Annotated in this window: 16 protein-coding genes; 15 read left to right on the forward strand and 1 reads right to left on the reverse strand. The window is 37.2% G+C overall.

The annotated features are described in order from the left end of the window. The first annotated feature begins 38 nt into the window (after nt 1–38). The 7 genes from glmS to ACYT6F_RS09730 all read left to right on the forward strand — a co-directional run bounded on the left by glmS (nt 39) and on the right by ACYT6F_RS09730 (nt 8,155). A complete protein-coding gene (gene glmS / locus ACYT6F_RS09700) occupies nt 39–1,892 on the forward strand; it encodes a glutamine--fructose-6-phosphate transaminase (isomerizing) (RefSeq protein WP_472600976.1) in 1,854 nt (617 codons plus the stop codon). Between the two features lie 108 nt (nt 1,893–2,000). Next, a complete protein-coding gene (porK, locus tag ACYT6F_RS09705) occupies nt 2,001–3,419 on the forward strand; it encodes a T9SS ring complex lipoprotein PorK/GldK (protein WP_472600977.1) in 1,419 nt (472 codons plus the stop codon). 59 nt (nt 3,420–3,478) lie between these two features. Next, nucleotides 3,479–4,168, forward strand: coding sequence for a type IX secretion system motor protein PorL/GldL (gene porL, locus ACYT6F_RS09710; RefSeq protein ID WP_472600978.1), 690 nt, complete (start codon nt 3,479–3,481; stop codon nt 4,166–4,168). Between the two features lie 51 nt (nt 4,169–4,219). Further along, on the forward strand, nt 4,220–5,809 hold the full coding sequence (gene porM, locus ACYT6F_RS09715; RefSeq protein ID WP_472600979.1) for a type IX secretion system motor protein PorM/GldM: 1,590 nt from the start codon (nt 4,220–4,222) through the stop codon (nt 5,807–5,809). A 9-nt stretch (nt 5,810–5,818) separates the two neighbouring features. Next, nucleotides 5,819–6,757: a type IX secretion system ring subunit PorN/GldN gene (gene porN / locus ACYT6F_RS09720; protein ID WP_472600980.1), complete on the forward strand. Its 939-nt coding sequence runs from the start codon at nt 5,819–5,821 to the stop codon at nt 6,755–6,757. Nucleotides 6,758–6,812: 55 nt separating this feature from the next. Then, nucleotides 6,813–7,853 carry an NAD(P)/FAD-dependent oxidoreductase gene (locus ACYT6F_RS09725; RefSeq protein ID WP_472600981.1) on the forward strand — a complete coding sequence of 347 codons (1,041 nt, stop codon included), beginning with the start codon at nt 6,813–6,815 and terminating at the stop codon, nt 7,851–7,853. 44 nt (nt 7,854–7,897) lie between these two features. Next, nucleotides 7,898–8,155, forward strand: coding sequence for a SemiSWEET transporter (locus ACYT6F_RS09730; protein ID WP_472600982.1), 258 nt, complete (start codon nt 7,898–7,900; stop codon nt 8,153–8,155). A 59-nt stretch (nt 8,156–8,214) separates the two neighbouring features. Here ACYT6F_RS09730 and ACYT6F_RS09735 read toward each other — a convergent pair whose 3' ends face one another. Continuing rightward, nucleotides 8,215–8,616 (reverse strand): hypothetical protein, encoded by a 402-nt coding sequence (locus ACYT6F_RS09735; RefSeq protein WP_472600983.1) that lies wholly within the window; start codon nt 8,614–8,616, stop codon nt 8,215–8,217. A 559-nt stretch (nt 8,617–9,175) separates the two neighbouring features. Between ACYT6F_RS09735 and ACYT6F_RS09740 the strand changes: the two genes are divergently transcribed. From ACYT6F_RS09740 to ACYT6F_RS09775, 8 genes are all read left to right on the forward strand, one after another. Beyond that, nucleotides 9,176–9,565: a hypothetical protein gene (locus ACYT6F_RS09740; protein WP_472600985.1), complete on the forward strand. Its 390-nt coding sequence runs from the start codon at nt 9,176–9,178 to the stop codon at nt 9,563–9,565. 147 nt (nt 9,566–9,712) lie between these two features. Beyond that, nucleotides 9,713–10,795, forward strand: coding sequence for an efflux RND transporter periplasmic adaptor subunit (locus ACYT6F_RS09745; RefSeq protein ID WP_472601109.1), 1,083 nt, complete (start codon nt 9,713–9,715; stop codon nt 10,793–10,795). Between the two features lie 23 nt (nt 10,796–10,818). Beyond that, complete coding sequence (locus ACYT6F_RS09750) at nt 10,819–14,013, forward strand: efflux RND transporter permease subunit (protein WP_472600986.1); 3,195 nt, start codon at nt 10,819–10,821, stop codon at nt 14,011–14,013. Then, nucleotides 14,000–15,445, forward strand: coding sequence for a TolC family protein (locus ACYT6F_RS09755; protein ID WP_472600987.1), 1,446 nt, complete (start codon nt 14,000–14,002; stop codon nt 15,443–15,445). Before ACYT6F_RS09750 ends, ACYT6F_RS09755 begins: the two co-directional genes overlap by 14 nt. 584 nt (nt 15,446–16,029) lie before the next feature. Continuing rightward, nucleotides 16,030–17,721 carry a helix-turn-helix domain-containing protein gene (locus ACYT6F_RS09760; protein ID WP_472600989.1) on the forward strand — a complete coding sequence of 564 codons (1,692 nt, stop codon included), beginning with the start codon at nt 16,030–16,032 and terminating at the stop codon, nt 17,719–17,721. Between the two features lie 322 nt (nt 17,722–18,043). Further along, nucleotides 18,044–18,856, forward strand: a complete 813-nt coding sequence (locus ACYT6F_RS09765) for a cell wall anchor protein (RefSeq protein ID WP_472600990.1) — start codon at nt 18,044–18,046, stop codon at nt 18,854–18,856. Nucleotides 18,857–18,860: 4 nt separating this feature from the next. Then, the gene (locus tag ACYT6F_RS09770; RefSeq protein WP_472600991.1) at nt 18,861–19,331 is read left to right on the forward strand and encodes a hypothetical protein; all 471 of its coding nucleotides are present in this window, start codon (nt 18,861–18,863) and stop codon (nt 19,329–19,331) included. Between the two features lie 32 nt (nt 19,332–19,363). After that, on the forward strand, nt 19,364–26,380 hold the full coding sequence (locus ACYT6F_RS09775) for an RHS repeat-associated core domain-containing protein (protein ID WP_472600992.1): 7,017 nt from the start codon (nt 19,364–19,366) through the stop codon (nt 26,378–26,380).

Below are 26,380 nucleotides of genomic sequence, written 5' to 3' on the forward strand. Positions count from 1 at the left end.
CACTTACACTTAAACACACTTAAACACTTGATATAATTATGTGCGGAATCGTTGGATACACAGGTTTTCAGGACGCTTACGATATAGTAATTAACGGTCTTAGAAGATTAGAATACAGAGGGTACGACAGTGCCGGGATCGTTTTGGAAGACGGAAACAATAAACTTGAAGTTGAAAAAACAAAAGGTAAAGTTGAAGATCTGGTGAATATTTCCAGTCAGCTGAAAGGAAAGGCTAAAATCGGGATGGGACATACGCGTTGGGCAACTCATGGAGTTCCTAGTGACAGAAATTCTCACCCTCACTTATCTAATAACGGCAAGCTTGCTATTATTCATAATGGAATCATCGAAAATTATGATACCATTAAAACAATGCTTACCGGAAAAGGATTCACTTTCAAATCTGAGACAGATACAGAAGTTTTAGTAAACCTGATTCAGTATTTCATGGATCTTAATGCTGAAACGGATTTCCCTACTGCTGTAAGGTATGCTTTAAATGAAGTATACGGAGCTTATGCAATTACTGTTATGCATGAAGATTATCCCGGTGTACTTGTTGTTGGAAGACTGGGGTCTCCATTAGCCATCGGTATTGGTGATAAAGAATATTTTATCGCTTCAGATGCTTCTCCATTTGTAGAATTCACAAAAGAAGCTATCTATCTGGAAGAAGGTCACATGGCTACAATTTCATTGGAAAACGGAGTAGATATCAGAACAATTACTGAGAACTCCAAAATTATTCCTGAAATTCAGAAACTTAAACTAAGTCTTGAACAGATTGAGAAAAGCGGATATGAACACTTTATGCTGAAAGAAATCTTCGAACAGCCAAAATCTGTGCACGATACGATGAGAGGAAGACTTTTGGTAGACGAAGGTGTTATCAAAATGGCCGGAATCTGGGATCATATCGAAAAATTCAAAAATGCTAACAGAATCATCATTATTGCATGTGGAACTTCATGGCATGCAGGACTTATAGGAGAATATCTTATAGAAGAATATGCAAGAATTCCTGTTGAAGTAGAATATGCATCCGAATTCAGATACAGAAATCCTATCATTACAGATAAAGATGTTGTTATTGCAATTTCCCAGTCCGGAGAAACTGCAGATACCATGGCTGCACTGAAACTCGCAAAAGAAAGAGGCGCATTTATTTACGGGATCTGTAACGTTGTAGACTCATCTATTGCAAGAATCACCGATGCAGGATCATACACGCATGCAGGTCCGGAAATCGGAGTAGCTTCCACAAAGGCTTTCACAGCACAGCTTACAATTCTTTCTTTAATTGCTCTTAAACTAGGTAAACATAACGGAAATTTAGGAAATGCAGATTTTATGAGCTTAATTGCTGAACTTGATGCTATTCCTAAAAAAATCGAGGATGTACTAAGTTCTACCCACGAGCTCGTACAAGATATCGCAAAAGACTTTGTTCAGGCAACAAATTTCTTATATTTAGGAAGAGGCTACAATTATCCTGCAGCACTGGAAGGAGCTTTAAAGCTTAAGGAAATTTCTTATATCCACGCAGAAGGATATCCGGCAGCTGAAATGAAACATGGTCCTATTGCTTTGATCGACGAAAATATGCCTATTGTTATTATCGCTCCGAAAAAAGGACATTATGATAAAATTGTAAGCAACGTTCAGGAAATTAAGGCAAGAAAAGGAAAAGTAATCGCTGTTGTAAACCGCGGGGATACTCAGGTAAGCGAGATGTCAGACTATGTTATCGAGATTCCTGAAACGTCAGAATGTTTCTCACCTATTATTGCGTCTGTGCCTTTACAGCTGTTGGCATATTATATTGCAGTATACAGAGGAGCCAATGTTGACCAGCCGAGAAACCTTGCAAAATCTGTAACTGTGGAATAAAAAATACTTGTAAATAAAATAAATTTAGATTTCTTTCGTTATTTCAAAAAAAATCTTAAAAGTTTCTTAAAAAAATTATATATTTACGGCTTAATTATAAAAATTAACATGAAAAGGATATTTCTTTTATTATTGTCTGCGTCAGTAGCGTCGGTATCTTGTTCAGGTGGTGGTACTTCTTCTGTGGGGAAACCAGGAACAAAAGGAGAGTTGATACCAAGAGAAAAAACAAAATCATTTGTTGCAGAAAGACCATACGGCATGGTTGCAATTCCTGCAGGATCATTTGTTGCGGGGCTAACTGATCAGGACTTTACAAACAGTCCTGAAAAAGCTCAGGCAAAAACAGTTACTGTTTCTTCTTTCTTCATGGATGAAGCAGAAACTACCAATGCTGAGTATAGAGTATTTATCAATTATGTAAGAGATTCTATCGCAAGAACCCTTCTTGCTGAAGCTGCCGGAGAAGGCGGGGAAGGTAAAGGAAGAGGAACAAGCATAGGAGATTACGCATATCTTGCTCAAAAAGAAGAAAACTTAACACCATATCAGGAATATTTAGAAGCACAGGGAGGCGGAGACGAAAGTACTTTCGATCCTACCAAAAAAATTGACTGGAAAGTTCCATTGCATTGGAATACGTCTAAATATCCAGACGTAGAATATGCAGAAGTTCTTGAATCAATGTATTTACCTGCTTCTTCAAGAGTTGGTAATGAAAGAATCCTTGACGTTAGTAAGCTTAAATATACTTACAGATGGGGAGATATGGATGTTGCAATGGCTGAAAAAGAAAGAGGTGTAAATTACCTGAGAAGCGAAAGCATTGCTATCTATCCTGATACAACAGTTTGGGTAAAAGATTTCCATTTTGCTTATAACGAGCCATTGTTTGAACAATATTTCTGGCACAAAGCTTACAAAGATTATCCTGTTGTAGGGGTTACCTGGGATCAGGCAAGAGCTTACTGTAATTTCAGATCTAAATTGAAATCTGACTATAACGAAAGTTTAAAAAGAAAAAAACAAAGACCATTGCAGTTCAGACTTCCAACCGAAATCGAATGGGAATATGCTGCAAGAGGCGGACTACAAAATGCTACCTATCCTTGGGGTGGTCCTTATCTAATGGACGACAGAGGCTGCTACCTGGCAAACTTCAAACCAAAGAGAGGAGATTACATGGAAGACAACAAAAAAGGTACTTATACATATACTGCTCCGGTGAAGAAATTTAAGAAGAATGGATATGGTTTATATGATATGGCCGGAAACGTTTCTGAATGGACGGCATCTGCTTATAACAATTCTTCATACGGATTCTCATCTACTTTAAACCCTTCTACAAAAGACCTTGTTGATACAAAAAGATCAGTAAGAGGTGGTTCTTGGAAAGATGTAGGATACATGTTGATGAATGGTACAAGAGATTGGGAAAGAAAAGATTCCGCAAGAAGCTACATCGGTTTCAGAACCGTACAGGATATTCCGGAAGCTGCTGTTAAGCCAAGAAAAATTAACAGATAATTCTCAAACCATTTTTATTTTCAATAACAATTTATTTAACACTAAAAAAACTAACTTATATGTTTAAGACTAAAGATGCTTGGATGAATTTCTTCTATTCATTCGGTGCTGCAATTGTAATTCTTGGAGCTTGGCTTAAAATTACTCACATTACCTTAGGACCAATCAACGGAAACATAGCCCTTACAGTGGGACTTATCACAGAAGCGATCATCTTTATTATTTTCGCCTTCGACCCGCCAAAATCTGAGGAGTCTTATGCTTGGGAAAATGTTTATCCTGAATTATTAGATAAGCACGCAAACCCTAATCCATTACACTCAAATGTATCCAAAAGCAATTCTGCTCAGTTTGCTGAATTAGAAAACTCTCTTTCAACTAAATTAGATAAAATGCTTGCAGATGCTAAACTTGATGTTCAGTTATTTGAAAGATTAAGAACAGGAATCGATAAATTTTCAAGTTCAGTAGATCAGATCAACCAGACTGTTGACGTTTCTGCTTCTACTCATAAATATAACGAGCAGTTGAATAAAGCAGCTCAGCATATGGAAAGCATGAACGCACTATATGTAATGCAGATGGAAAGCACTAAAAAACAATCTGAGTTTGCTAATAAATACGTAGCGGATATGCAGAAGTCTGCTGAACAATCAGAAAAATTCAATCAAGAACTACAAGGTTTAACTTCAAACTTAAACAATTTAAACAGAGTTTATGGCGGTATGTTGACTGCTATGAAGTCTTAATTTCCCAAACCATTTTAATTTAACTACTTAATAAAAAACAAAGAAAAGAGAATGGCAGCAGGAAAACAGACACCTCGTCAGAAGATGATCAACCTGATGTATTTGGTGTTCATCGCTATGATGGCCCTAAATATTGATGCGGAAATCATCAGATCATACTATGACTCTACTAAAGCTCTTAATGAAACAAGAACTTTAACTGAAAGAAAAAACGAAAAGATTTTTGAAAAAACTCTTGAAGCGAAAGCCCAGCAGGTTCCGGATACCTATGCTCAACCATGGGCACAGTATCAGGTTCTTAGAGATAAGATCAATGTTTTGGTAAAATCTGCACAGGATATTAAAAATGCTCTTAAAAAGAAATCAGAGTTTCATGATAAAGATGCGCAAGGAAAAGATGTAGATGTAAGTGAGAACTTTGCAGCGCTTAATAATAATGAAGCAACAACTGAATATTTTTTCAAAGAAGGAGATGAAAACACGCCGTCAAAAGGTGCGTTGGACTTAAAAGCTAAAATTGATGATGTGAGAAATTACATTAATGCAACTTTTGGAAACAATCCTCAATTGAAAGACTTAGTTGAAAGAGCTAATAAATCATTAATTGCTGAATATCCAAAAGGAAAATCTCCAAATGACAAAACCTGGTTCCAAAACAAGTTTTATCACCAGCCGCTAATTGCTGCAATTTCTAACTTAGAAATTATCCAGAATGATGCAAGAAACGTTCAGTCTGATGCATTGGCATTAATGCTACAGGAAAAAGTAGATGCAAGTATCAAATTTACAAGCTATGAAGCTATCGTTTCTGCGCCTGTTGATGTAGTTGCAGGAAAACCGGCTGAAGCAGTTGTAATGTTAGGAAACTATTCAAACAGCAATAAGATCAGCATTTCTGGAGTAGGCAGACAGGAAAACGGAAAAGGTTATGCAAATCTTAATACTAGCGGAATCGGACAGAAAACTTTTAGCGGAAATATTACATTAACTGATGCGACAGGAAAAGCTCAAAACTTCCCTTTCACACATACTTATAATGTAATTGCCGGTCCTCAGGAAGTTAAACTTCAAAAAGGCTTATTGCTTTCAGCGGATAAAATGAACGTAATGTACAGAGGTCTTGAGAATCCTGTTTCAGGTTCTATCTTAGGTGCCGACAATGCAAAACTTTCATTATCTGCTCCGGGAGCTACAGTTAAGAGTACAGGACCTGGTAAATGGAATGTAAAACCTGGTGCGGGAAATGTTCTTAAACTTACATTATCAGGAACTGATCCTTACGGAAAATCAATTTCGCAGGTATTTGAATACAGAATCAAGAATATTCCACCTCCACAAGGTCAGATTAGAGGTAAAAATTCATTACCGATGCCTGCAACTTCAGTTGCTAATCAACAACTTCAGGCAGTTATTCCTGATTTTGATTTCCCGGTAACATTTAATGTAACTTCGTTCATGGTGAGAATTCCGGGTAGAGCTGCATTACAGGTACAGGGTAACTCACTGCAGGACGCTGCTGGATTATTCAGAAATTTAAGACCTGGTGACGGTGTGTATATCTTTGATATTAAAGCTACGGCTGTTGGCTTAGGAGAGTATAAAGTTGGAAATATTTCACCTGTATTAATTAACGTTCAATAATAAAGAATTATGAAAAAATATATTAGCAGTTTTTTAGTATTAGTTTCGGGATTCGCATTTTCCCAGACTATCCTGAACGCTTCTTCTCCTGAAGAATTCAGAAAATTGAGAGCTGAGAACAAAATGAAAGTTGGAGATACTGTTATCGACAAAAAAGTTAAACCTTTGGAATACGGGTTTGTTGATGATAAAGATGTCCTGAAAAGCATGTTTGTTTGGGAGGTTATTGATATGAATGACAAAATCAATCAGCCTTTCTATTATAATAATCCGGATGGATTACTATCTTCAGAGACAAAATCTTTGTATAAGCTTTTACTTGATGGTGCCATGAACGGCGACATCACTGAAGTGTATGATGATGAAAACTTTGTTGTAAGACTTACTCCTCAACAGATCAAAGACAGATTGGTGAGTGTACGTGTTGATGATGAAGCGGTGAATATTCTCAATAGTGGGCGTCAATTGACCGAGCAGGAGAAAAAAGAACTTACCGACATTTATGAAACTACAACTGATAAAGTTAAAGTTTTAAAAGTTTTCGGTATGTGGTTTATTGACAAGAGAGACGGACAGTTAAAATACAGACCTTTAGGAATCGCTGCAATGGGACCAGATCCGCAAATGATTGGTAGAGTAGGTCCTGACGGACAACCTATTGAAGGTGCTAATGATCTTATCGACCTTTTCTGGGTATACTATCCAAACGCAAGAGATATTTTAGCTAACAACTATGTGTATAACAGAAAAAATACCTCTGCAGATCTTTCTTTCGACGACTTGATCAATGCAAGAAGATTTTCTTCTGTAATTTTCAAATCTTCAACAGGACTTGGTGATGGAGTTATCAAAGACTATATCCCAAGAGATGCTGATGAGCAGCTGGAAGAAAGTGACAGAATCAAGTCACAAATCCTGCAAATGGAAAATGATATGTGGAATTACTAAGATTTCACTTGATAATTATAGAAAACCTGAGTATTTTTACTCAGGTTTTTTTGTTATGGAAAATGTAGACTATATTATTGTGGGAGACGGCTATGCTGCTCTTTTCTTTGCTCATCAGCTTATCAGAAATAATAAATCGTTCGTTCTTTTCTCGGAGGGTAAGCAAAGTGCCTCCCGGGTTTCGGCAGGTATTGTGAACCCGGTGGTGCTGAAAAAGTTTACCACATTTTGGAAAGCGCAGGAACAGATTAATTTCTTAAAAGAAACATTAGAGGAGATCGAAAAATATACAGGACACAACTATTTGATTAATGCGCCGATTCACAGAATTTTCCATGATGAAAACGAACAGCAGCTTTGGCTTAAAAAATCATCAAATGATGACCTGATAAATTTTTTAGATCAAAATTTCGCTCGTTTAAAAGGGGTAAAAAATGATTTTAATTCTGGAAAGGTTAAACAGTCCACCAGACTCGATGTTAACGGATTTTTTACCGGTTTATTCGCTTTTTTAGAAAACCATAAATATTTTATCAAAGAAAAATTTATTTATTCAGATCTTAATACTGCCGATCAGACCTATAAAAATTATAGGTTTAAAAATATTTTATTTTGCGAAGGTATGGGAGTCAAAGAAAATCCTTTCTTTTCAGATATTCCTGTTAATCCTAACAAAGGACATCAGATTAAGGTTAACCTTTCTCAGCCGCTACCGGAAAATATTACCATTAAGAAAAAGCACTTTCTCTTTCCGATTCAGGAGAGTACTTATTTCTATGGCGGTACTTATGACCGGGAACAGCTTCATTATGAAATAGATTCTTCAGCAGTAGATCAGCTCACCAAAGGACTAAAGGAATTTTATCCGTTTGATTTCAGCATTGAAGAAGTTAATTTCGGATTCAGGCCGACAGTAAAAGACAGACGTCCGATTATCGGGAAGCATAACGATCATGCAAACATGTATGTTTTTAACGGGCTTGGTGCGAGAGGAATTCTGAATGGCTGTTATTTTTCAAAAAGTTTATATGATTATATTGAAAAAGATATTCCTCTTCACCACGAGGTTTCTCTTGAAAGATTCGGTTCCAGATAATTCATAACGGTACAGAATTTTCTTATCATGAATAAAGATAAAATATGGACGAAAATACTTTGGGTATTATTGCAGGAATTCTGACATCGGTATCTATGATCCCGCAGTTAATTAAAGTTTTAAAAGAAAAGAATGCTGAAGATCTCTCGTGGACCATGATTCTGGTTCTCATTTCCGGACTTTCTCTTTGGGTATGGTACGGATTTATAAAAGATGAGCTTCCTATTATACTTTCTAACGCTTTTGCAGTTATTGTCAACATCGTTCTGCTTATCTGCTGTACGATCTACAAAAAGAAATAAAAAAGAAACACTTCCGTCTGGCAAAAGTGTCTCTTTTATGATATAATGATGATGATCAATTAATACGAAGCCATCTTAGTGCCGGAAGAAGATGGTTTGTCTTTTTTGTGATGAAACAGCACGATATTGTAGCCTTTTCTCATGAAAGTTACCTCCCCGCGTATATCAGAATATTGGTAATCTGCATTTCCGGCAGTATATTCCGGCTGTTCGTCACTTTTTTTCATTTCGTAGATCTTGCCGTCATGCCGCACAATTACCGTATTTTGGGTTTCATTAAGGGTAACTTCGAGTTTGTCACCATAAGCGTCCGTAAAAATATCTTTTGTGATTTTATCTTGGTCTATAGGTTCTGAATCAGTAAGATTCTGCATATTAACTTCTTCTTCCTTAGCCTGATGCTTACATGAGCTCAATGTGAATATGGCTAAAACAATGCTTATTCGAAAGATATTTTTCATAATATTTTGTTTTTGTGGATATATTGATTATGGTGTTAAATGATTATAAATTTACGGTTTTATTAAAGAAAATGTGTTAATTTTTTATAAAATATTAATAATTATATTTTAAATATAAATAACTCAAACTTTCTGCATTTTTGTTTTAGGCTGTTGATAGAAAGGGATTTTGTATGATCTGCTTTCAATAGAGCCATTCCGAAGATACCTGATAAATTATGCATAAATAATTCACCATAGCTTAATAAGTATATAGAGGATTAACCAATACATTATCAACAATCCAGCTTTGTGACTTTATGAAAAATTAACATTTTAACGTAATATTTAATGTTTCAACTTTAAGCAAATACGATGCCATAAAAATTAATATTAAAAATGATCTTTTGCAAAATATTGAAAACTAAATTTTTATAATTTTTTCAATAATAAAAAATGCTACTGATATGGGCAATTCAGCGAATTTAAAGAAGTGTTAAATATTGTTAACATTTTAAATAAATATTGGTTTTCTCTTGAGAGATAATCAACCTAAAACCTACATTTGTGCATTGAAATTATGAGAAATTATATCGTATACTTTTTGACAACACTTTTTCTGCTGTTTGTAGTGGAAAGTAAAATTAATGTCAGAACATTACGTAATGATTATACGCATACCTCTCAGAATTTACCCAAAAAAGCCAACCGTTTAAACCAGACCTACGAAAAACGGTCTATGCAGCAGACTTCTGATGATATAAGCAATACTTACTCATTAGAACTCGCGGAAGATAACTTTCAGCTGTCGGATACCTTTGAGGCTGTAATGGTCTTTGCCAGTGTTTTTACATTGGTTTATATTTTCGGTTTAAAAAGCTTTAAAAAATTAAAGCCTACCATTCACGGCTACCTATCAGAGTTTGCTACTATTAAAAAATTCATTCTGATCCGTTCTATCAGAATTTAAAATCACATTTCCGATTATTTTTTTTCTGCTGATTATTTAGCAGAAATAACCTGCGTTGTGTTTGCCGGTAATCATCACATCGCTAAACTCCTATTGCCAATTTTCCTATTTAAAACATTAACGATTTATATAAACTCTAGAATTATGATCAAAAGAGTTGTCGCAGGCATTGCGCTAAGCAGTATTTTATTGTTCACAGGTTGTAACAACAAAAAAGAAGAAAAAGAAGAAGCCGCAGTTTATCCCGTAACCTCACCCGTGGTGATGGATACGGTGATTGACAAAGAATATGTGGCGCAGATCAGATCTGTAAAGAACATCGAAGTTCGTGCACAGGAAAAAGGTTTTCTCGAGAAAATCTTTGTAGACGAAGGTCAGTTCGTCCGTCAGGGACAGACTTTATTCAGAATTATGCCCAAATTATATCAGGCAGAATTACTGAAAGCCCAGGCAGAAGTTGCCCAGGCTACGATTGAACTGAAAAACGCAAGTACATTGGCAAGCAATAACATTGTTTCCAAAAACGAAAGAGCGATGGCCAAAGCTAAATTAGATGCAGCCAATGCAGAAGCAAAGTTAGCACAGATTCACCTGTCATTTACCGACATTAAAGCGCCGTTTTCAGGAATTATCGACAGAATTCCTTTGAAACTGGGAAGCCTGGTAGATGAAGGTGACCTTTTGACTTCACTTTCCGATAACAATGATATCTATACGTATTTCAACGTTTCCGAACCGGAATATCTTAACTACCAGAGAAATGTAGCTTCCAGAGGGAGCAATTCGGTAGATCTTGTAATGGCAAACGGAGATATTTTTCCTCAAAAAGGCCAGGTTCAGACCATTGAAGGAGAATTCGACAGTGAAACGGGAAATATTGCATTCAGAGCAAAATTTCCTAATCCGGATAAACTTCTGAGAAACGGAGAAACAGGAAAAGTAAGAATGACTTTACCCTTAAAAAATGCTTTAATCATTCCTCAGAAAGCAACCTACGAAATTCAGGATCAGAAATACGTTTTCGTGGTGGATAAAAACGGCGTGGCAAGGTCTAAAAATATTAAGATCGCTTATGAGCTGCCTGATGTTTATGTAGTGGCTTCAGGACTTTCAACCGGAGATAAAATCTTATTGGAAGGAGTTCAGAAGGTAAAAGACGATCAGAAAGTTAAAACAAAAGTTCAGGATCCGAAAAAAGTTCTTCAATCATTAAAATTAAAAGCTGAGTAGAACTCTCAATGAAGTAAGTAATTATGTTTAAGAAATTTATTCGCAGACCTGTTCTGTCTATCGTAATCTCTTTGATTATCGTATTTATGGGAGTTTTGTCCCTTGTGAAATTACCGGTTACCCAGTTTCCTTCCATTTCTCCGCCAAAAGTAAATATTACAGCGGATTACCCGGGAGCTAACAACGAATTGCTCATCAAATCTGTTGTAATTCCTTTGGAGAGAGGATTAAATGGGGTGCCGGGTATGAAATATATGACTTCCGACGCCGGAAACGACGGGGAAGCATCCATTCAGGTGGTTTTTGATTTAGGAACCGACCCGAATGTAGCAGCAGTAAACGTACAAAACCGTGTTTCTTCAGTAGTAAACAAGCTTCCGCCTCTTGTAGTGCGTGAAGGGGTGAAAATTACCCGTGAAGAACCTAACATGTTGATGTACATTAACCTGTATAGTGATGACCCTAAAGCCGATCAGAAATTCCTTTTCAACTATGCAGACATCAATGTAATGTCTGAATTGAGAAGGGTAGGTGGTGTAGGTTTCGCAGATATACTCGGTACCAGAGAATATGCAATGCGTATCTGGCTGAAGCCGGACAGATTAACAGCGTACAGCATCTCTGCAGACGAAGTAATGGAGTCGCTCAATCAGCAGAGTTTGGAAGCTTCTCCTGGGAAAACCGGGGAAAGTTCCGGGAAAAGATCGCAGTCATTTGAATATATTCTAAAATATCCTGGTCGTTTTAATAATGAAAAGGATTACGGAAATATCATTCTTAAAGCAAAACCAGACGGAGAGTTTATCAGACTGAAGGATGTTGCCGATATAGAATTCGGTTCTTCGATGTATGATATTTACTCCACATTGAATGGTAAACCTTCTGCGGCGATTACAGTAAAACAATCCTACGGTTCCAATGCAAGTGATGTTATCAAGAATGTAAAATCTTTGATGGAGGAATTGCAGAAAACCACTTTCCCAAAAGGAATGCATTATGACATCAGTTACGACGTATCAAAATTCCTTGATGCATCTATTGAAAAAGTAGTTCACACGCTTTTTGAAGCTTTTATTTTAGTGGCAATTGTAGTATTCTTATTTTTAGGAGACTGGCGCTCTACGTTGATTCCTGCATTAGCGGTTCCGGTTTCGTTGGTCGGTACTTTCGCAGTCATGTCCGCTTTCGGAATTACATTAAATATGATCTCCTTATTTGCTCTTGTAATGGCGATCGGGGTTGTGGTAGACGACGCGATTGTGGTTATTGAAGCGGTTCACGCGAAGATGGAGGAGAAGCATTTATCTCCGTTAAAAGCTACAGAAGAAGCCATGCATGAAATCAGTGGAGCGATTATCGCAATTACTCTCGTAATGGCATCTGTATTTATTCCGATTGCGTTCATGTCTGGTCCGGTTGGGGTATTTTACCGTCAGTTTTCCATCACGATGGCTTCTGCAATCATTCTTTCAGGAGTTGTAGCTTTAACCTTAACTCCGGCTTTGTGTGCTTTAATCTTAAAAAACAACCACGGAAAAGCAAAAAGAAGAACTCCGGTTACTATTTTCCTTGATAAATTCAACGGATTATTTAATAAAGGAGCAGGAAAGTATGAGAAAATGCTGAACAAAACGGTGAAGAAAAAAACAATCACTTTGCCTTTATTATTGGCATTTTGTGCTTGTACGTTCTTTTTAAGCAACTCATTGCCTTCCGGATTTATTCCGGCAGAAGATCAGGGGATGATCTATGCAATTATCCAGACGCCTCCGGGTTCTACGTTGGAAAGAACCAATCAGATTGCCAAAGAATTATTGAGAGAGTCTGAAGATATTGATGGCGTACAGTCTGTTTCTTCACTGGCAGGTTACGAAATTCTTACAGAAGGTACAGGCTCGAATTCAGGGACATGTCTGATCAACCTTAAAAGCTGGGAAGACCGTAAAGAATCTGCTGCCGAAATTATAGAAAAGCTTGAAGAAAAAGCGAAAAATATTCCCGGTGCAAATATAGAATTCTTCCAGCCGCCTTCCATTCCCGGTTATGGTGCAGCAGGTGGTTTTGAACTTCGTCTGCTTGATAAAGCGGGAAGCGGGGATTACCAGAAAATGGAACAGGTAAGTAACGACTTTGTAAGAGAACTGAAAAAACGTCCTGAACTGGGGTCAGCATTTACCTTCTATTCCGCGAGTTTCCCCCAGTACATGTTAAGAGTGGATAATGATCTTGCCGAACAGAAAGGGGTAACGATTGAAAACGCAATGGATAATTTATCGACGTTAATTGGTTCCAATTATGAGACAAGTTTCATCCGTTTCGACAGACCTTATAAAGTAATTGTACAGGCAGGTCCGCAATATCGTGCATTGCCGAGTGATCTATTAAAGCTTTATGTTAAAAATGATAAAGAACAGATGGTTCCGTATTCAGATTTTATGCATCTGGAAAAAGTGTACGGTCTTTCGGAGATCACCAGACACAATATGTATAATTCTGCCGAGGTGAGTGGTACTCCAGCTCCGGGTTACAGTTCAGGACAGGCTATTGCAGCGATCAAAGAAGTGGCGGATAAGACCCTTCCGAGAGGTTTCGGGATCGACTGGGCGGGTATTTCCAAAGACGAGGTTAGCCGTGGCAATGAAGCTATTTTCATCTTCCTGGTGTGTTTAGGATTCGTTTATTTAATACTTTCTGCACAGTATGAAAGTTTCATTCTTCCGTTACCTGTAATTTTATCATTGCCGACAGGTATTTTCGGAGCTTTCCTATGTCTGAAATTATTAGGACTGGAAAACAACATTTACGCTCAGGTAGCAATGGTCATGCTGATTGGTCTTCTCGGTAAAAATGCCGTGTTGATCGTAGAATTTGCCGTTCAGAAAAAGGCAGAAGAAGGAATTCCTGTAGCGCAGGCTGCGATTGAAGGAGCGGCAATACGTTTCCGTCCGATTTTGATGACATCATTTGCATTCATCGCAGGTTTGATTCCGTTGGTAATGGCGACCGGACCTGGTGCAATTGGTAACCGCACCATCGGTACAGCCGCAGCAGGAGGCATGTTAATCGGAACTATTTTCGGATTAATGATTATCCCGGGATTGTATTACATCTTCGGAACCATCGCCGATAAATCGAGACTTGCAAGATATGAAGAGGAAAATCCTTTGACAGAACAAACAGAACCGTACCAACACGACGACAAACATGAAGATTTATAATAAAAGATATATAGCAGCCATTGCCTTATCGCTTGTTTTAACAGGCTGTAAAGCGCCAATGGCAACCGTAGTGAAAGACGAGGTGAAAGAAAATATTCCTCAGAATTTTAATAAGGAAGATCTTGGTGACGCCACCAATAACAGCGGAACAACACCGTGGAGACAATTTTTTACAGATCCTAATTTAGTGGCTTTAATTGAAACCGCTTTAAAAAACAATCAGGAGCTGATGATCACTTTGCAGGAGATTGAAATCGCAAAGAGTGGAGTTTTAGCTAAAAAAGGAAGGTTAACACCAACTGTTTCTGCAGGTGGCGGAGCGGGAGTAAGTAAAGTCGGACGTTACACTAGCGAAGGAGCCGGTGATGCCTCCACAGAAATTGAGCCCGGAAAAGAAGTTCCTGATCCACTTGGTAATTTTGAAGGAGGCCTGACCGCCAACTGGGAAATCGATATCTGGAAAAAGCTGAGAACGGAAAAAGAATCTGCAATCGCACATTATTTCTCAACGGTAGAAGGCAAGAATTTCGTTCTTTCTAATTTAATTGAAGAAGTTGCCGACAGTTATTATGAACTTTTGGCTTTAGATAATCAGCTTGATATTATTCAGCAGTACACGAAGTTACAGCAAAAAGCACTGGAAATTTCAAAAATCCAGAAAGAAGCCGCTGCGGCTACCGAACTGGCGGTTAAAAAATTTGAAGCGGAGCTTGCCAAATCAAAAGCCACAGAATATACCATCCGGCAGCAGATTATCGAAAAAGAGAATCAGATCAATGCACTTTGTGGGCGTTATCCGCAAACTATTGTACGCTCAAAAGGTGATTTTATGTCTATGATTCCGCAAACGGTGTATACAGGAATTCCTTCTCAGCTTCTGGCAAACCGCCCCGACATTAAACAGGCAGAGCTCGAGCTGAAAGCAGCAAAACTTGATGTTGAAGCAGCAAGAAAAGAATTTTATCCGACATTGGAAATTTCCGCAACACTGGGATTGGAGGCCTTTAAGCCTTCCTATCTTGTAAAATTACCGGAGTCGATGGCTGCAAGTCTTGCTGGTGAACTGGCAGGCCCGCTTATTAACAAAAGCGCGATCAAAGCCAATTTTCAGACTGCTGATGCACGACAGATCCAGTCGCTGTACGAATATGATAAAACCATTCTGAATGCGTATCTGGATGTTGCCAATCTGATGTCGAAAGTAAAAAATATAGATCAGTATTATAAGCTGAAGTCTGATGAAACCCAGGCTTTGGAACAATCAATAGATATAGCGAACCAGCTGTTCAGGAATTCGCGGGCCGATTATCTGGAAGTTCTTCTTAATCAGAGAGACGCCCTGGATGCAAAAATGGAGCTGGTGGAAGCTAAACAAAAACAGCTGAGTACAGTTGTGGATATTTATAAGAGCTTAGGCGGAGGCTGGAAGTAATTGTAAATCCTTAATGTTTTAAAAAGAAAAGAGACTGCCCGAAAGGGACCAGTCTCTTTTCGATTAAAACTGAAAACTTCAATAAAAAAGATTCTAAGAACCTTTTTTGCTAATTTACTGCCGGTACGAAGCAGCTAAATTATCCGGTTAGCTTTTATAAAAATGGTATTAGTTTAGAAAAATTAAATTTTAAAAAAACCAGCCTCCCAAACAAAGTAATTTCCCTGCTATGGGAGGTGGTAAGATTATTGAATCATCATGTTTTCCGGTTATTGATTTTCACCCCTGAGTGTAGGTATGGTTTTTAGTTTATGAGTTTTTATGGTTAGGATATTTCTTTTTATTTTCTGCTGTTTCTGAGTTCAAAATTATCAGGTTGAATCCAGATATGAAAGTAGTTGTTGTCTCTATTCATAAATTATGACGTATTTATTCAAAAACATAATTTATTTAATAGATTGATTATCAGTTTTTATATTTGTAAAATAGAAATAGTTCTATAGTGTATATTAATTCAAACTTGTTTGAGAAAAACCACCCATTTTTCGTAATTTTGACCGCTATTTGTAAAGAACAATACTAAGGTGACCTCAAAACTACTTCTTTTATTTTGTGCCGTCTGTTTTCAATTCTGCTTCTCGCAGGTAAACAGTGGGTACGATGAATTGAGGAGGAAGTATGAAAACTTTGAAGAAAATGATATTAAAGCATTCCCTTACATTCGTCCGTACATCAGTAAGGCAAAAAAAGAAAAAAACTATGAAAAATTAGTTCAGGGGTATAAGGACGGGATATTCTTCTCTTCTCTGGATGAAGAAAAACTGAAATATGCAGACAGCATGGTCTGGGCAGCAAACCTTTCACGTGATAAAGACCTTCTGATTATTGCTCATATTGATAAAGGAGTTATTTACTATTACAATTACAAAAAGTTCCAGCTTGCTCTCAATGAATATCTGGAAGCTTACGAGTATTCAAAAAACACAAAAAACGAATTCCTGAAACACCAAAACCTTTATCATATCGGTGTCGTTAAAAGTTATTTGGGATACTATGATGAAGCAGCTGATCTTTTCAGTGTATGTCTTGTGTTTTACAAGGAAAAGTTAAAACCCGATCTCCATCCGAATGAAATTTACAACTACAAAAAGGGATATCTCAACAGCCTTCACCAGCTGATTATCTGCTATCGCCATCTGGGAAAATATAATAAAATGGATGCGGCTATAGAAAAAGGACTTTCCGAAGCTGGCAACGATCGCGATTATGCTCAGGAAAAAGGATATTTTCTTCTCTCAAAAGGTATTTCCGAGTATAGGGAAAAGCAATATAAAACAGCCTTGTCAGACCTTAACCGCTCTCTTCCTGCCATCCGTAACAGCCGGGATTTTGCAAGACTTTCCGTCAATTATTTTTTTATAGGTAAAAGTTACCTTGCGATGAAAGACGCTAAAAAATCCGTTGATTATTTCAGAAAGATCGATTCAATTTTTAATAAGCATCAGTTTATTCTTCCCGAACTCAGAGAAAATTACGAGATTCTCATCAACTACAGCAAAAAAAATAAAGACCAGGAGCGGCAGCTTTATTATACGGGACAATTGCTGAAAGCAGACAGCATTATGTCCAAAGACTTCAGTTATCTGTCTCCTAAGATCCATAAAGATTATGATACCAGAACATTGCTGGAAGAAAAGAATAAGCTGCAGAAAATCAATTATCTGGTTATTGTAATCGTTATCCTTTTAATTATCTGGGCAATCGGCCTGATCATGCTTTTTACCAAAAAACAGAAAAAAGCAAAAGAAATTAAACAACAATATATTCTGCTTGAAGAAAAGTTTGTAAACGAAAATACGGCTGAAGAAATTCCGCAAAATCCCATAGAAGAGAAGAGGATAAACCTTCATGAAAGTAAGGTGGAAGAACTGCTCCGTAAACTGCAGGTTTTTGAAAACAAGAAAGGCTTTATCCAGAAAGGACTTACCATCAGCAAACTGGCTTCACAACTGGGAACCAACTCCAGCTATCTCTCTCAGGTCATCAATGAGCATAAAGGCGGAAATTTTAATAAATATCTCAGTCAGCTCCGGATCAATTACATTACCACTCTCTTATTCGAAGACAAAAAATACTTAAAATACAATATCGAGACCCTCGCCAGAGAGTGCGGAATTGCTTCCCGGCAAAACTTTTCCGATCTTTTTTATGAAATCAACGGAATCCGGCCTACGGATTTTATTAAAAAGAGGATGCAGGAGATTGGGAGTAACTGATAATATCTTTTTAATCACACCTTAAATTGGTATATTAATGAATGATAATATCAACAAGTTTTCTATTTGGTTATTTTTATAACAAACTATTACTAATGAAAACTATACCTTTTATTCATTCTACATTTACAAAAATATTTTTTCAATTAAAGTATAATACGACAAGTTTTGTCGTGTCATATAGTCAAATTTGCAAATCACTATTTATAGATACCACTAAGAGGTGACAAATTTCATACTTTGATTTTCTTTAAATCTTTTTGTGGTGAAGTAAAAACAGTACTTTTTGCAAAAAAATAATTTTAACATTTTATTAACTTTTATGAAAACAAAACTATTAACGTTAGCTATTTTAGCTTCAACATTAACTTTTGGACAAACCTGGAATTTGAGTGGGAATTCAGGTACCAACCCTGCCAGCAATTTTTTAGGAACAACAGATAATCAGTCTTTAATTCTAAAAGCAAATAACACTGAAGGATTGAGAGTTCTTCCCGATGGAGGTGTCAGGATAGGAGCGAATACGGATGCCGGGTTTAATAATGGTGTATCCTTCAGGGTTTATAAAAATGAAAATACCCTTATTGAAATGGCGAATGCCTTAGGTCAATTTCAGATGTTTAAATCTTCGTGTAATAATTGTGGTGGAAGTGGTGTTTTAGCCGGAGATACTGTTTTAAGAAACCTCGGAACTACCCATAACATAATACTTTCGATGCCAAATAATGGCAATGATGGTGCGACCTATATTGGAATTAATGATGGTGCTCATGGTACCTGGGTTAAATTTTTAAATAATGCCGTAGCAAGATTTGACGGGAAAATATATGCTAAAGAAATCGAAGTTAAAGCTAATGTCTGGGCAGACTACGTATTCAGGGGAGATTATAAACTAAGAACATTAGAAGAAGTTGAAAAACATATTCAGGAAAAAGGGCATTTACCCAACATCCCTTCAGCTGCTGATGTAGAAAAGAACGGAATTAATCTTGGTGAAATGAATGCTAAGTTTCTTGAGAAAATTGAAGAACTCACACTTTATTCAATAGAGCAAAATAAGCAACTACAGCAACAGTCGGATGAAATTGCAGAACTCAAAAAACAGGTTCAGCAATTAATTTCTACAAAAAAATAATGCCATGAAAAGAAAAATATTATCGCTCCTTTCTTTGATAATAGGATTTTTAGGATTTTCACAAACGCAGGTTTACTTTAAGTATGATGAAGCCGGAAACCAAAGATACCGCGGAACCAATTCGGCAGCTAAAACAGCCCCGGAAGAAGTAAAAAAAGTTGAAGAAGTAAAAGCAACAGCTGTAGAACAGGAAAATGTCATTGATGAAAAGGCTTTCTGGAAGCAGGTAAGACTATATCCTGTGCCGGTGAATGACTATCTTACCATAGATTGGACTGAAGAGGTGGACGGCCTTATAGCATCCGTTTCTTTATACCAGCACAGTACGGTACACTGGAAGTTCCAGCAGCAGAATATCCCGGATCTTAATAGGAAGCTGAAAATCAATATGACTGGCTATGATTGGGGAGTCTATGTAATACGCTTTACGCTAAAAGACGGAAGAGCATTCAGTAAAAACATTACAAAAAGATAAAAAACTTTTAACTACAATAATTATTACGAACAATGAAAATGAAATTATTTTCATCATTTATATTGTCTTTGTGTGCAGTCATGGGCTTTTCACAGACCATTCTGTACCAGGCAGAAACTACCACCAGAACGGTACAGGATCCGCAGACGGTAGTCCTGGCTCAGGGATTTCAAGTGTCGGGAAGTGTATCAAACCCCTTTGTCGCAAAGATTGGCCCTGGAACGGAAAACCCGGGTGGAGGGCCGGCTGATTCGAATGCGGGAGCAAACAATCCCTCAGGAACTACAACATCCTCAGCAGATCAAAAATTTCACGATACCAAAGGTAATATTGAAGTAAACGGAGCAGGGCAACTGCAGTTTACCTTGCCGATTGCTTTACCGCCGGGAGTGAAGAGTGTTGCCCCACAAGTGAACCTTATATATACCAGTGGATCTTCAAATGGCATTGCGGGATATGGCTGGAATATTTCGGGAATCACATCTGTCTCAAGAATCGGGAAAACTATTGAAAAAGATGGAGAGGTAAGGGGTATTCAATTGGACTATTCAGATTATTATCAGTTTAATGGACAACGACTAATTTTAAAGTCGGGAGAATATGGAAAGGATGGAGCTGAATATGTAACGGAAAAATATTCAAATATCAAAATCAAATCTTTTGGAGCAATTACCGGACAATCATGGCAAGGCCCTGAATATTGGGAGGTAACATTCGAAGACGGGTCCCAAGCATGGTACGGAGGTATAAGCTCAGGGGCAAATTCAGCAAGAACTCCAATAGAATACAATATTGTAAAATGGAAAGATCCCCAAGGAAATTATATCATATATAATTATACGCAAAACAGTTCTGATAATGTAGCGATAATTTCAACCATTACTTGGGGAGGAAATGAAAATTTGAGTAAACCTCATTTCAATGTTATTGAATTCAATTACTTTAATGAAAGAACATTAAAAGAAATTAATTATTTAAATGGAGTGCCGTTTATACAAAATAAGTTATTAAAAGAAGTTATTGTAAAAACAAACGGAAGCCAATTTAAAAGATATGGTATAGAATATATTAATAATGGAACGAGCTATCAGCTTGCTAATAAAATTACAGAATACAATGCTTTGAATGAGCCTTCAAATCCTGTAATTATAGAATATGAATCTCAGCAGGCAGCAAACGAGGAAACTATCAAGGAAAATGATATAGCCACTACAAATACAAAGAAGTACGGCGATTTTGATATGGATGGAATCACAGATTATCTGGAGTACATACCCAATCCAGGAACATCTCCATCCGGTCCTGTAGGAGTCATTTTTTTTAGAAATTCTGTTTACAAAGATGCTCCGCTTATGCCATTGCAATATGAGCTTAACAAATTTACATCTGAAGAATTTGCAAAAGCTACGGCTATAACCTTTAAAAAAGACGGCTATGTAAAAAATAAAGTAGGAATTGTAATACCACATAAAGTAGCTACCTCTGATGCCAGTAAGCCAAATTTTGAACTGCTGGTTTATACAGTAGATATTTCGGATTTTAAATTTAAACTGGAATACTCGAAGATAATACCTTATAGCGTTTATAATCCCGGCGGTGAGTTAAGCGGGGGTTCGGAATGTACTGCACAGCTGGCTCTTAATGTGGGCTATCTGGAAAGTTATGATTATGATGGAGACGGTATCTCAGAACTGATGATGGGCTTCAACAGAAGAAACAGATGTACGAGTGTACCATCTTCTACTACATCCACCGCTGTTACAAATTCCGGCACTACAGATTCTCAGTCGTCTACTCTGAAGCCCGGCATTAACACTAATAATGTTGAATTGGGAGCCGATATTTCTTCACAGGAGGAATTCCAGGATCCTTCGAATATCATCCCGCCTGGTGGTGGAACAATAGATACTTTCACGTACTATTCGTCATTTTTAATAGATATTGATGAAAATGCAGATATTACCAACGGTATCTATAAGTATGACGAAGGAGTAAACATGAATAACTCAACGGATAATAATAAAAATAAACGTTTTGCTGATTTAAATGGGGACGGTTTGCAGGATATTATTGAAGTAGGAGTTGATGGAACAATAATTAATGCTTACAACTACCGTAAACAACCTGCTGGAACTTATATAAAATCAAGTATTGGAAACTTTTCAGGACAAAAATTCGAGGGAGTTTCTTCAGCTGCATTATACGGAGATTTTAACGGAGATAGTAAAATTGATGTTTTAGTGCCTCAGGCAAATAAATCATATAACTGGAATTTATACATTTCCGATGGCAAAAAGTTTAACAAGTCTACAATAAATAACTTTATCTACTATAGCTCGGGCAATGAAGTATTAATGGAGAGTAGCCACCATGTACTCGAAGCGGGAGGAGGCTGCTCATTTTCTGACAGCAGATATTTTCAGTACAATGTTGCGGATCTGGACGCAGATGGTAAATCAGATATTATTGTCAGCTATGTCTTTATTACTAATCATGAATGGAACGCACACCATGATCAGGAAAAAACCGTCTTACGGACCTTCGTTTATTCAGTTAATAAAACAACAACAGATACTACTGCCGGCTATGCTAAAGGATTTTATTCAACAGCAGGGGGAGATAGTGCGTTTTTACAGAATTCACCGATACAGACAACTGGTGATCTGAATTTTTACAGAGTAAGAGATTGGAGAAGGGAATACGCTGAAAAAGTTATTCCTTTCGGAACATTAAGCTTAAACAGAACTAATCAGCAGATTATATCTATAGGAAGGCCGGATGACTGTAATGGCGTGATAGGCTGTGCCTATAACTACGTTACACAATACGGATATACGTATACTCCTCTTCTGGCAAGAGTAAAGTCCATAAAACAAGGCAGCATCATAACAGATATTACTTACCAGGATCTTGATTCGAAATCCAGTCCTTCCTTCTACAAGCCAATTAAAAAAGAATTGTTTCCTTATTTTGAGTTGGAACAAATTCCTTTATCTGTAGCTGTATCGAGACTTAAACAGACAAGCATCAATGGCATACTGATTCAGGACTTTAGATATAGAGGTTTAATAAACCAATTTATAGGCAAGGGTATGATAGGCTTCCGCCAAATAGCCCATTCATCATGGTATGCTGACGGATTCGAAAATACTAAAATTTGGACCGGAGGTGAAACTGATCCGTTAAACGATGGAATGCCGGTAAAAGAATGGTCAATTAGAACCAATGATGAAACCAAGATTTTCCCTGCAGATATTTCTGAAAATAATACGCAGTTATTAAGTTTCAAATCTACTGTATACAAGACTGAAGAACTTGTAAACGGACAGGTTGTAACGACTGTTACAGATGCAGACAGGCCCAAAGTAGTTAAAGCCGTTTTTCCTGTAAGTACAAAAACAAAAGATTTTTTAACAGGTACTTATACCACCGGAAATATTACATACGGAGATTACTATCTGCCGTCACAGAGTATTTCAAATATTAATAACGGATACGCAATAGCGACTTCCAATTTTGAGTATATTCATAACCCTTCGGGAATCGGAGCGAATTATTACATAGGCCGCTCAAAAACTAAGACAGATGTTATACAGGCTTATGGGGATATCAAATCTGCAAAAGAAGAATATACCTATGAAGATAATCTTTTAAAAACAGTTAAAAACTGGAACAGAGATAATAGCGGTTACTTATTAGAAACATATAATTATGGAGATTTTGGAAACATTACTCAAAAGATAATCAGTAATAGTGTAGATTCTCAAACTCAGACCACTGGAGCGTTATATGATCCTAAAGGAAGATTTGTCGTAAAGAAAACGGATAATCTGGGATTAGAAACAGATATTGAATACAATGACTGGGGCCAGATTAAAAAGCAAACCGATCCGTCAGGAAATACCATTTTAAATACCTATGATGGTTGGGGAAAACTCCTTGCTTCAAAAAGCAACTTAGAGGGCACAACAACTTACCAGTATGATAAGGATAGCAACTCCAATATTAAAATTACTCAGAATAACGCGGATGGTAATATTATAAAAAAATATACCAATCCCTTAGGACACGAGTATAAAGTTTCAACTAAGGCATTCGGACAAGATCAATTTGTTTCAAAAGATATTCTATATGATGTTTTAGGTAGAAAAATCAAAGAGAGTGAGCCTTATTTTGAAGGGCAAAGTTCCAACCAATCGAATCTCATTGTCTATGACGATTCTGTTTTTCCTGCCAAAGTAACAACAATAGCATTCAACGGAAAACAGATGGAAACCAGTGTTTCCGGATTAATAACCACATTGAAGGAAATTAATGGGAATGCCCGAACTACCACGAAAACAACAGATGCCTTAGGCAATGTAGTTTCTTCAACAGATAAAGGAGGTACGATTACATTTGCATACAATGCGGCCGGAGAACAGATCAAAGCCCAATATGCAGAAAATATTGTAACCACCAAATATGACACCTGGGGAAGAAGATCAGAATTCAGTGATCCTTCCAACGGAACCTACAAATATGAATATGATGGATTTGGTCAGCCTAAGAAAATTATTAGTCCAAAAGGAACAAAAGAGTATACCTATAACAATCTGGGACAATTAATCTCTCAAAAAGAGCTTTCGACTACAGATGGCGGGCAGGCCACCAACAAAATGATCACCTTTACTTATGATGAAAAAGGAAGGGTCATTTCAAAAGCAGGTACGTCTAAGGGTAAGGGCTACAGCTCAAATATCTTATACGATCCTCAGGGAAGAATATTATCATCTTCGGAAAGCAGCAATGGTAAATACTTTATTCAGAAAGGTACTACCTATGACGATAAAGGAAGGGTGATCTCATACGAAAAGCAATTATATTCTTCCGGTACGGTTACTAAAGTACAGATTGAAAATATATACAATAGCTGGAACGGAGAACTGTATCAGATCAAAGATAAGACTTCGGGAAAAGTATTATGGACGCTTCTGGAAACAAATGCCAGAGGACAAATCTCAAAAGCTAATCTCGGAAGATCCAGAGTTTTCAACAGCTACGACGATAATGGCTTCTTAACAAGCGTAGATCATCAGTACTGGTATCAACTGCAGGGAGCTCAAAGTATTCTAAAGATTAATTATGTATTTGATGCCATTAAAAATGAGCTGAAATCTAGAAAAACAGAAGGTAATTTCGGAATTGAAGAATTCTTTGATTATGACGATAATAACAGGTTGGTCAGCTGGACAGATCCTGTTACCGGTACTAAGCCGATGAATAGAAACATCTATGATGCTAAGGGGAGAATCACCGAAAATGATCAGGTAGGAACCATTAAATATGAAAATTCTGCAAAAATCTATCAGCCGACAGGTATGACCTTAAACGCGGCCGGGGAGCAGAATTATAACAATGATCTCATTCAAAGCATTGCTTACAATGAAAACAATGATCCTGTATTCATTGATGGAATGAAAGGAGATGTGGCTTTCCAGTACGGATTGTCTAGTATGAGACAGCGTGTAACCTATGGAGGAAACTTCAGCATAGATGGAGATGGTAAGTTCACTAAATTTTACAGTGAAGATGGAAGTTTTGAAGTATTGAAAGACAATATTACCGGAAAAGAAAAGCATATTTTATATATAGGCGGAAATCCTTATGACAGTAATATTGTATATTTAAAAAACTTTGATGAGACTGGCGGTTCATATAAATTCTTGCACAAAGATTATATTGGCAGTATTTTAGCGATTAGTGATGAGGCCGGAAATAAGCTGGAACAAAGACATTTTGATGCCTGGGGAAATTTCACCCATCTTCAAATTGGAAACGGTGCTGTTATAACGGATAAGAATATTATTGCCAATTCTTCGTTATTAGTAGACAGGGGCTATACAAGCCATGAGCATTTTGCGGAAGTAGGAATCATCCACATGAACGGAAGGTTATACGATCCGTTATTAAGAAGATTCTTAAATGCAGATGAAAATATTCAGGATCCTTACAATACCCAGAATTACAATAAATACGGGTATGTATTAAATAATCCGCTGATGTTTAATGATCCTAGCGGAGAATTTTTTGGACTGCCAGAACTTGTATCCACAATGATTATAGCTACTATAATAGCAGGATTTAGCTACACTGTTATGACAGCTGTTACTGGCGCTAATTGGGATTTAGGGCAATTTTTGAAAGCTAACTTATTTGCTGCTGCATCTGCTGCAGTGACGTATGGTATAGGAAGTATATTTGTCAATTCGGTAGGCACGGCTACGCAGATTGCACAAGAGCTTGGGAAATTGGGAACTATTTTTGTGCAGGGAACAGCACATGCTTTAGCACAGGGAATATTGTCTTTAGTACAGGGCCAGGGTTTTGGCAGTGCTTTTGTTTCAGGGTTTTTAGCAAGTATAGGTGCTTCTGCATTTACAGCTGCTGCAGGAAAGTTTGCAAGCAGTGCGGTAGGAACTATTGCTTCCGGAGCTGTTATGGGAGGTGTAGGATCTGAACTTACCGGAGGTAATTTCTGGCAGGGTGCCTTAATAGGAGGTGTGGTTGCTGGATTTAACCATGTGATGCATGAAATGACCGGATTCGGAGATGATGACAAGAATAAAATTCAAAAAAAGAAAGTGCGAATAAAGTTGTTGAAGGATAATATAGAAAGCCTTAAAGAGATCGATAGTTGGCTATACGAACCCATAAAAGGGAGCTCTTTTATTGGCAAATATGGTACTCCCCTTGACTTTATAGAAGCTGGTGGAGAAATATATTTAACTCATTTAGAATATAAAGATGGTACTTTAACAAAAGCGGCTTATGAATTTAAAATGACAAAAACAGTGGTGAAATCATATGCAACAATTGGAGCAGGTTTAGGTTTAGCCACAGGAGCAAATCTTGGAAGATTTGGAGGTGCTATAGGTGTTGTAGTCGGAGCAGCTGTTGGCGGTATGGTTGATGGAGCATTTTATATATCTTCGGAGGGTGAAAAATGGTTGAATAGATGGGGAACACATATTAGGAACAAAGCATATAACGCTACTAAAGCTTGGTGA

The sequence above is a fragment of the Chryseobacterium sp. NG-CE01 genome (genome assembly GCF_055695505.1).

Coding starts and splice junctions, on each gene's coding strand:
- ACYT6F_RS09730 (WP_472600982.1), top strand. CDS start 7,898: ATGGACGAAAATACTTTGGGTATTATTGCAGGAATTCTGACATCGGTA.
- ACYT6F_RS09755 (WP_472600987.1), top strand. CDS start 14,000: ATGAAGATTTATAATAAAAGATATATAGCAGCCATTGCCTTATCGCTT.
- porK (WP_472600977.1), top strand. CDS start 2,001: ATGAAAAGGATATTTCTTTTATTATTGTCTGCGTCAGTAGCGTCGGTA.
- ACYT6F_RS09740 (WP_472600985.1), top strand. CDS start 9,176: ATGAGAAATTATATCGTATACTTTTTGACAACACTTTTTCTGCTGTTT.
- ACYT6F_RS09770 (WP_472600991.1), top strand. CDS start 18,861: ATGAAAAGAAAAATATTATCGCTCCTTTCTTTGATAATAGGATTTTTA.
- porL (WP_472600978.1), top strand. CDS start 3,479: ATGTTTAAGACTAAAGATGCTTGGATGAATTTCTTCTATTCATTCGGT.
- ACYT6F_RS09750 (WP_472600986.1), top strand. CDS start 10,819: ATGTTTAAGAAATTTATTCGCAGACCTGTTCTGTCTATCGTAATCTCT.
- ACYT6F_RS09765 (WP_472600990.1), top strand. CDS start 18,044: ATGAAAACAAAACTATTAACGTTAGCTATTTTAGCTTCAACATTAACT.
- porN (WP_472600980.1), top strand. CDS start 5,819: ATGAAAAAATATATTAGCAGTTTTTTAGTATTAGTTTCGGGATTCGCA.
- glmS (WP_472600976.1), top strand. CDS start 39: ATGTGCGGAATCGTTGGATACACAGGTTTTCAGGACGCTTACGATATA.
- ACYT6F_RS09735 (WP_472600983.1), bottom strand. CDS start 8,616: ATGAAAAATATCTTTCGAATAAGCATTGTTTTAGCCATATTCACATTG.
- porM (WP_472600979.1), top strand. CDS start 4,220: ATGGCAGCAGGAAAACAGACACCTCGTCAGAAGATGATCAACCTGATG.
- ACYT6F_RS09775 (WP_472600992.1), top strand. CDS start 19,364: ATGAAAATGAAATTATTTTCATCATTTATATTGTCTTTGTGTGCAGTC.
- ACYT6F_RS09725 (WP_472600981.1), top strand. CDS start 6,813: ATGGAAAATGTAGACTATATTATTGTGGGAGACGGCTATGCTGCTCTT.